Annotated in this window: 1 protein-coding gene; it reads left to right on the top strand. The window is 53.5% G+C overall.

The features are described 5' to 3' along the window. Window positions 1-328 precede the first annotated feature (328 nt). A partial coding sequence (locus tag AAAX77_RS09845; RefSeq protein WP_349106103.1) for a hypothetical protein occupies window positions 329-609 on the top strand: 281 nt, incomplete at its 3' end.

Here is a 609-nt window from a genome sequence, read left to right as displayed (position 1 = left end):
CGGATGGTGGCGTGGATGATTCGCACTTATCTTCCTTACTTTCGGATTATTCACCAAAAATAGCCGTGCGGGCACATCACGAACAATCGCCAAACAAGGCATAAACACGGGCGCGGGGCTTATCGGCTTCGTGCTCTTCTTCGCCATAAGAAACGACAACAGCAGAGCGGTTAGCCGAGCGCTAATTTTCGTCTGGAAAGCGAGTGGTATGATTCGACCTACAGGCTTTTCAAACTGAAACGGCGGAATTAACATGGGAAATGCTGTTATAACGCTCAGGGATTTGATGCCGGTGGCGCACCCAGAGAAGACAAAGATCAAATTCAACATGAATGCTGGCGACGTGAACGTGCGCGCGTACGACATGCTGCTGAAGGACACCTCGACCCCCGAGAAGACCGATAGCGGCTCGCGATGGTACGAGATGAACGCGTGGAGGAGCGCGACGGGACAAGCGAATAACAACCTCAACCATGCGGATTACCTACTCTCGTTCGCACAGTACTACACCTACGGGCCCGAGTACTTCATCTTCGGCGGCATGCACAAAGTGGAGAAGGCAGTACCCGAGGTGCTGGGCGGCGTGGGCTACAAGTTGACGCTTCTTCC

It is taken from the genome of Collinsella sp. CLA-ER-H6 (genome assembly GCF_040092305.1).
Classification (GTDB): Bacteria; Actinomycetota; Coriobacteriia; order Coriobacteriales; family Coriobacteriaceae; genus Collinsella.
Note: the sequence above shows the minus strand (reverse complement) of the source record. Positions and strands in the feature narration are given on the sequence as shown.